Annotated in this window: 7 protein-coding genes and 1 pseudogene; all 8 read right to left on the bottom strand. The window is 42.0% G+C overall.

What is annotated here, in order from left to right; translation table 11 throughout:
* Nucleotides 1–108: 108 nt before the first annotated feature.
* Nucleotides 109–222, bottom strand: a pseudogene (locus SNE38_RS14625) (sporulation initiation factor Spo0A C-terminal domain-containing protein); the annotation flags it as partial.
* Between the two features lie 148 nt (nt 223–370).
* A complete protein-coding gene (locus tag SNE38_RS14620) occupies nt 371–631 on the bottom strand; it encodes a hypothetical protein (RefSeq protein ID WP_336046781.1) in 261 nt (86 codons plus the stop codon).
* A gap of 1,242 nt (nt 632–1,873) precedes the next feature.
* Complete coding sequence (locus tag SNE38_RS14615; RefSeq protein WP_336046779.1) at nt 1,874–2,257, bottom strand: DUF2577 family protein; 384 nt, start codon at nt 2,255–2,257, stop codon at nt 1,874–1,876.
* Nucleotides 2,254–3,300: an XkdQ/YqbQ family protein gene (locus SNE38_RS14610; protein ID WP_336046778.1), complete on the bottom strand. Its 1,047-nt coding sequence runs from the start codon at nt 3,298–3,300 to the stop codon at nt 2,254–2,256. The genes SNE38_RS14615 and SNE38_RS14610 overlap by 4 nt, the downstream gene beginning before the upstream one ends.
* Nucleotides 3,297–5,357 (bottom strand): phage tail protein, encoded by a 2,061-nt coding sequence (locus SNE38_RS14605; protein ID WP_336046776.1) that lies wholly within the window; start codon nt 5,355–5,357, stop codon nt 3,297–3,299. Before SNE38_RS14605 ends, SNE38_RS14610 begins: the two co-directional genes overlap by 4 nt.
* Nucleotides 5,350–5,670 carry a hypothetical protein gene (locus SNE38_RS14600; RefSeq protein WP_336046774.1) on the bottom strand — a complete coding sequence of 107 codons (321 nt, stop codon included), beginning with the start codon at nt 5,668–5,670 and terminating at the stop codon, nt 5,350–5,352. The genes SNE38_RS14605 and SNE38_RS14600 overlap by 8 nt, the downstream gene beginning before the upstream one ends.
* 216 nt (nt 5,671–5,886) lie before the next feature.
* On the bottom strand, nt 5,887–6,141 hold the full coding sequence (locus SNE38_RS14595) for a UDP-glucose 6-dehydrogenase (protein ID WP_336046772.1): 255 nt from the start codon (nt 6,139–6,141) through the stop codon (nt 5,887–5,889).
* Complete coding sequence (locus tag SNE38_RS14590) at nt 6,141–6,422, bottom strand: hypothetical protein (protein ID WP_336046771.1); 282 nt, start codon at nt 6,420–6,422, stop codon at nt 6,141–6,143. The genes SNE38_RS14595 and SNE38_RS14590 overlap by 1 nt, the downstream gene beginning before the upstream one ends.
* Nucleotides 6,423–6,474 lie beyond the last annotated feature (52 nt).

The following is a 6,474-nucleotide window of genomic DNA, read 5'->3' as shown; positions in this document are numbered from 1 at the left end:
ATCTATTCCCCCTCCCCACACATATTAAACTTAAATCAAAAAAAAAAAAAAAAAACACCCCCATAATCATTCGAGCTGAAAATGAACGTGTTTAAATAATATATTAAATTATGAAGCTACCATTTCAATACGAATCTTGTCCGCAATCATGGCAATGAATTCCGAATTTGTCGGTTTTGACTTCATATGGTGCACCGTATAGCCGAACGTCGATAAAACGCTCATTCTACGTAGCTTGTAGCGGTTTTACTTATTATAATTAACGATTATACAACGAAAGTTTAGCGGTCATTCTGACGGCAGCCTTCGCAGTTATTAACGACTTATATTTATCGTCTATATTACATTGATGTGACGGTTATAGCAAGAACTATTTATCCGAAATTTGTGAATGATAGACAGCAGTGATAGCGAACTGTTCTACGCTATTATACTCACTTGGGAATACTTCATTTTTAATAATAATAAATACCGCACAAGCCCGCTCATCATAACGCCATTTGTTTGCGTCGACTTTAATCGCAAATAGAGGATATAATTTAATAAGTTCCGGTGTTTTATTACGTATTGTCGATGGTGCGTATCCGCTCATATTAGAAACGTAGGAACCACTGTAAATAAACTTATTCATTAGCGCTATTCTCCTTTTCTGCGACGTCGACTGATCGCGTTCTCCTTAAGTGATTTTTACGATACCATCACCGCTAAATATTTGCAAGATAAATTTCACCGAAAACCCTTGGTACTACTGACTTTCAACGCATTTCCGACGCAAATAAATCATGTGATTTCCCTCTATCTATATTAACGCAAAATCGACGTATTTTAACGAATCCAATCGACCAACTATCCGGCTTTCCGATTTTCGAACGCTCTCAATACGATTTGACAGCGGTTTTACTACGTAAACTGCACCTATCGAGTATAAAAAAATTGTAGCGGAAATTTTTATAGCGGATACTTGCTGCGGAATATGTAGCGTCTTGGGTAAACAACAATGACGTAAAGTTAACGCATATTATCGGCTATAACCCCCCGATGAAAAAAAGTTGCTTAGAAAAAGCGTTTGGCAGATGCGCGCGTTTGTGGAAAGGCGCTTGGGGCGCGAGACTATCGGCAAATTTACATAAAAGCGTACATACATTCGATATATAACGATGATTAAGAACTGTATAAAAATACGTTTACAGCTTCCTATAAGCTACATTATGTAAACTCGATTTAAACTAAAGTAGCGTCATATCAACGTTCTTCAACTTCCGCTTAATTATCCGTATGCAATATTCTATACATTTCTTGCAAACGTAATGTTATCGCATACTTACGTTAAGTAACTGAAACAGTTCGATTTGTTTCCTCTGCATAAAATACGCCACTTTTATACATCCGCTATATACGTATATTATACCCCGTGAGTTCGCCAAGCCCTCGTCTAATCCTCCTCGGTTGCCCCTGTATTACGTACATTACCCGTTATTCCATTACCGTACATTACATACTATTCCGCCTGTTAAACGGCGTTCCTACTATTATATGCGCCTTATAACGCTGTATTATCAATGCGGTAATACTTCCGATTGTTCAAAGCGTTTGGATAGCACGCGCATTCAGACGTTCTAGCCGATAATACTTACGTCTACTAACGTGCATTTGCCGATTAATGCGGAGTTAAAATCGCTCATTCTGTCGCCATATGTAGCGTTAGAAACACTCGAAAAGTGGAAGTTTTCGGACATGCTCCGTTTGAGTTTCTTCTATATAATGCGCCGATTTTTCGCTATATCCGGTTACTTCCCATCGGAGCAATTTCCGTTAGGCTACATTAGACATAAAAAAATCGGCAGACACTCAGTTATGAGCGCCTGCCTTTTCTTTATCCTATTTTCGCCAGTACATAAATCAACTGGCCGTCGTCTGCTACTGCTACGATCACTTTATCGCCTACTTTAAGCGGACTCTTAACCGTCAATTCTCCATCTGTAATCGTTAGTGACGTTAGATTACCTGGACCATGAAATCCGTTCACATTACCGCTAATTGTACCGCCTTTAAAGTCGATCGTGCGCGTATGTGTCAGTAATTCATCTGCAACGACTAAGCCTTCGCTCGGTGTGTCGAAGCTGTCTCCGTCAACTCTTACCGATAAATCCGGAGGCTCTGCCGTTACTGTAGCTTGTGTAATCGAAAGAGGCGTCTTATTATTACCTCGCGCTAACTGCGCAATCCTCTCATACCCGTTTCCTTCTAGGTTTGTCATTTCTTAGTTACCTCCTTCTTTGCTGGCCTTTTAGCCTTCTGCTTAACCGTTTCCGGCTTTAATTCATCGTCGTTAAGGTCGATGTCCGGTAGCTCATAAGTACGCGTTAATTCAAGCTCCATCGTGTGCAAGCTGTTCGCGATGTTATGCCTTACGTTAGTTACGTAATAGCCTCCGTTTGTGCCAGTCATTGCATTCCTGACGTATACTGCCGTTCCAATATCAACCGTAATAACGCCTAATACCTCGACTGTTAATTGCTCTTTGACTCCGGATTGCTCACGTAATAACGTTGTAGCTCGCTGTTTAATTTGTGAAGGCGTCGCTTTCTCGTCCATTTCCTCATAGGCTTGTAACGCACCGTATTTAGCACGCTTGGCATCGTCTTTAACGACTACTACCGTTTCTTTGCCTTTTGGACCGCCTATAACCTTTACCTGAGTTTTAGTGTCGTCAATGGATCGAGAATACGTTGCGCTCATTAAATTCTGACCATCCGAAGCAAGTAAGAAACTTTTAGCCTCTACGCCTGCATTTAGCGTCAATTTCCCGTTCTCGTTTCCGAGGAAAAATCGCTTTCCAGTTTGTTGCTGCGTTATCGTCAACGCCTTTAATACCATGTCGCGTAACGTGAGATTAGAAAGGCGTAAATATGGTATAACGTAACCTGTGTCTGCGATTGTTCCAGTAGGAATACCGAAGTCTCTCGCTAATATCGTAAGTATTTCCGACGCCTTTTTTTCACGGAATAGTTTACTATCCGTATTCTTTGTTAAATAAACGTTAGAATCGTACGCCTTAATACTTAGCGAGCCGTCTGAACCGATTTCTTGCGAGAAAAGTACGCCTCTAAATCGAATCTTATCGTTAAATAAGAACGCGACGTCCTGTCCTTCATCTAGCTTAAACGAAGGCTTACGACCATCTACGGAGGCAATCAGCTCCACCGTTAATGTACGGTGAAACTGCGTTGAATTACCTTCGAGTGAGACGGACTTAACGGTATCTGTTATATCTAAAGTGCCTACGAATAATCGAATCATCCTAACGCCACCTCTACTTCTCGAGCGATTATTGCAGCGATTCTTCTCGCTTGCTCCTCGTCTGTACCGCCAGTACCGTTGAATGTGAAGTTAAGCGTATTACCGCCAGCCTTAACGCCTTGTCCCGATGTACCTTCACGATAAGCCTTCGCCTCTTGAGCGGTTAATACTTTTTCTCCGCGATGTAAAGATGCTGTGTAATTATCGTAGGGAACGTTATCTAGTCCATGATAGTGTCCTGGAATGGCTTTTTTATCGCTACCACCCGTTACGAAGTTAACCGCAGTGGATACACCATTCTTAATCCAGTCCGGTAATTTAACATTGCGAATGAAATCGGCAAATTCTCGGATTTTATCGTAAACTGAGCTGACTTTACCCGACACACCGTCAAATGCGCCTTGTATGATTGATAATGCATCAGTAAGTGCCTCGAACGCATTTTTAACACCTGTTGCAATAAATTTGATAAATGGCGCTAGTACGACTTCCCATAAAACTTTTAATGCTGCCATCCATAAATCAAAACCGGCGGCAAGTAGTTGTAAAATAGGACTGGCTATCGACCATAACGTAGAAAACGCCTGAGCCGCAAAGCCTAAAGCCGGAACTAATACGTTATTGAACACGATTACCGCATAGTCACCTACCATTTGTAGCACCGACCACAAGCCGCTAAGAATCGGACTAATAATCGTCCATGCAGTAGAAAACACGCTAGAAATCGTTCCCCAAACTTGCGAGAATATACCGCTTAACTTTTCGATTGTTGGCGCAAGCTGTTCAATCTTGCCTCGGATAAAACCGACGACTGTATCGAAAATAGCCTTCAACGATTCGAATTTTTGAACGAGTCCGTCGAATGAACCTTCTCCGAGAAGTGCATCGAATAATCCGCTGATTCCGTCTGACTGGAACGCTGTTATTAGCTCACCGGCTTTTACGGTTATACGGTCGATAAGCTCTCGGAATTGATCGCTATTATCGTACAATCGCTTAAATCCGAATACTAAGCCGGTAATTCCAGCGGCTATTAGTCCGATTGGTGAAGTTAGGAACGCGAAGGCTGCTCCGATTCCCATAATCGTTTTTGCTACGACTACTATTCCGACAATTGCTCCAACGAACGTGCCGAATACTTTAGCTGCTGCGATAATAGGCTCGCGCATTTCCCACGCCTTTTTAGCAAAGTCGATAACGCCTTGTACTGCTCCACCGATAGCTGCATCGAATTTAACGGCTATATCATCGAGATTTATGCTGTCGAGTTTATTGACGATTCCTCCGAGGACGTCGCCTATTTTCGAGTTACCCATATTTCCGATAGTCCTCATAAACGTTTCAGCACGTTCTCCAATTTGCGACCAATATCCGAGCGTTGTTTTACCCATTGCATCAACGGTTGCTTGCGTAACACCCATACCGTCGAGTAGCGCACTAATTGCTGCGACTTGCTCAGGTATTGCCATTTTCTTAATCTGATTAAGCGCCTTTTTATCAAGACCGAAACGCTCGACCATACTTAGTGAATCTCCCTGAAAAACCTCTTTTAATGCGAATGAAGCTCCACTTGTGCCTTGCGTTGGATCAAGCACTTGTAATCGCTCGACAATCGACCATGCTTTTCCTAGCTCCCCGACGTCCTTTGTCATTGCGACTAAACCTTTTGAACTTGCTAACATATCCTTCGAATTTAATAGCGGACTATCCAGTGCCATTGAATCGACCATTTTTAAGTAAGCGCTAGACGCTTCATCATCGTTAAAAATCGCCTTTACTGCGACCTCACTGGCTTCATACTGTGCTGCTTCTCCGATAGTAGCGTGAAATGCCTTCATTGCTCCTTGCGCTCCAAAATATGCGCCAGCTACGCCAGCAATTTGCGATTTTAAGCCGGTTAATTGATTTGCTTGGCGTCCAATCGCCGATCCCATTCCACCTACCGTACCTCCGACCCTTTTAGCTGTATCACTAAAGCTCGTCATTTGCCTTGATACTTGGCGTAATGGCTTAGTTAAATCATCATTGAGCCGGAGGGTTGCGACTAAATCAATCATTTTTAGTACCTCCTCGGGACATTACGCGTGAAAGTCGCTTAAATTCCTTCGACATTTCCTCACTGTGTCGGCGTACTAACTTGGCCTCGCTAGGCTTGCACGTTTGTAAACTACGTTTAGCTGCTGAGAGCATTAATAGCGTTGATTGCTTTACTGTCTGTAAATAGTCCGTACTTACGGATTTAACTTGTTCTTCGAATATTTCTAGCGACTGAATAACCGAAGGTTTGTCCGCTTGTTTCTTAACACTTAGTGACTGGCGAGACAACTCGTTAGCCATCGTTAGTAGCTTTATTTCTTGTATCGTTTTCATTCCGTTCATTCCCTTCCGTCGGATAATCTGTTTTAACACACACAAAAAACGCAGTTATACCGCTGCGTGTCGGTTGTCTGAACGGTTTCCAGGCGTTCAAACTTAGAGGATTTGAATTATAACGTCATAACAAAACTAATCGTTGGTGGTCCAATACGGACCCTAATAAAAAGAAGGCGCGCGAACTTAGTCGACACACCTTCGGAAATTTAGTTATTATTTTTTGTTGCCCATTTTTTGAATGTACATTCCACGCAATTTAGCGTAATAAGCTGCTTTATTGACTTTACTAACGCCGTCATTTTTAAGCGCATATGCATACGAATCAATTAAATGCTCAGTTGAGATACTACTACTTTCAATATCAAACGCATCGTAATATTTATAATCGTAAGGAATTATCGATAAAATCTCCTCGTCACCCTCAATAAAAGTTAATATTCCGCCTCTATTAAATGTTAGTTGTAGCATTATTCCGCCTCCGTTTCTTCTACTTCGACTACCGGCTCATGCGATGCTTTCGCTAGTGCTTGTTGCTCGATATAAGCCTGTTTTAACGCTGCATAGAACTTTACATGATCAACGCTCTTATAGCTGCCGTATTCGGCTGCGATAGCTAGGTTATGTGCGTCAACTCGGACGTCTGTTAAATCGACTGTTGCTACGTCAAAGCCTTCCGGTAGGCGTTTTAAAATCTCTGCGTCTCCTGTGATAAGTGTTCCGTTTTCGTGATTCATAATTTGAATAGTCAATGTAATCGCTCCATTTCATTTTTAGTTTGTAATTAAAAAGGCGACTCAATGG

The sequence above is a fragment of the Solibacillus ferritrahens genome, assembly GCF_037027585.1.
Lineage (GTDB): Bacteria > Bacillota > Bacilli > Bacillales_A > Planococcaceae > Solibacillus > Solibacillus ferritrahens.
This window is presented reverse-complemented; position numbering and strand designations above follow the sequence as displayed.

What these genes read in the sequence shown, in the direction of transcription:
- SNE38_RS14615 (WP_336046779.1), bottom strand. Translation starts at nt 2,257, where the DNA reads ATGACAAACCTAGAAGGAAACGGGTATGAGAGGATTGCGCAGTTAGCG.
- SNE38_RS14605 (WP_336046776.1), bottom strand. Translation starts at nt 5,357, where the DNA reads ATGATTGATTTAGTCGCAACCCTCCGGCTCAATGATGATTTAACTAAG.
- SNE38_RS14600 (WP_336046774.1), bottom strand. Translation starts at nt 5,670, where the DNA reads ATGAAAACGATACAAGAAATAAAGCTACTAACGATGGCTAACGAGTTG.
- SNE38_RS14595 (WP_336046772.1), bottom strand. Translation starts at nt 6,141, where the DNA reads ATGCTACAACTAACATTTAATAGAGGCGGAATATTAACTTTTATTGAG.
- SNE38_RS14620 (WP_336046781.1), bottom strand. Translation starts at nt 631, where the DNA reads ATGAATAAGTTTATTTACAGTGGTTCCTACGTTTCTAATATGAGCGGA.
- SNE38_RS14610 (WP_336046778.1), bottom strand. Translation starts at nt 3,300, where the DNA reads ATGATTCGATTATTCGTAGGCACTTTAGATATAACAGATACCGTTAAG.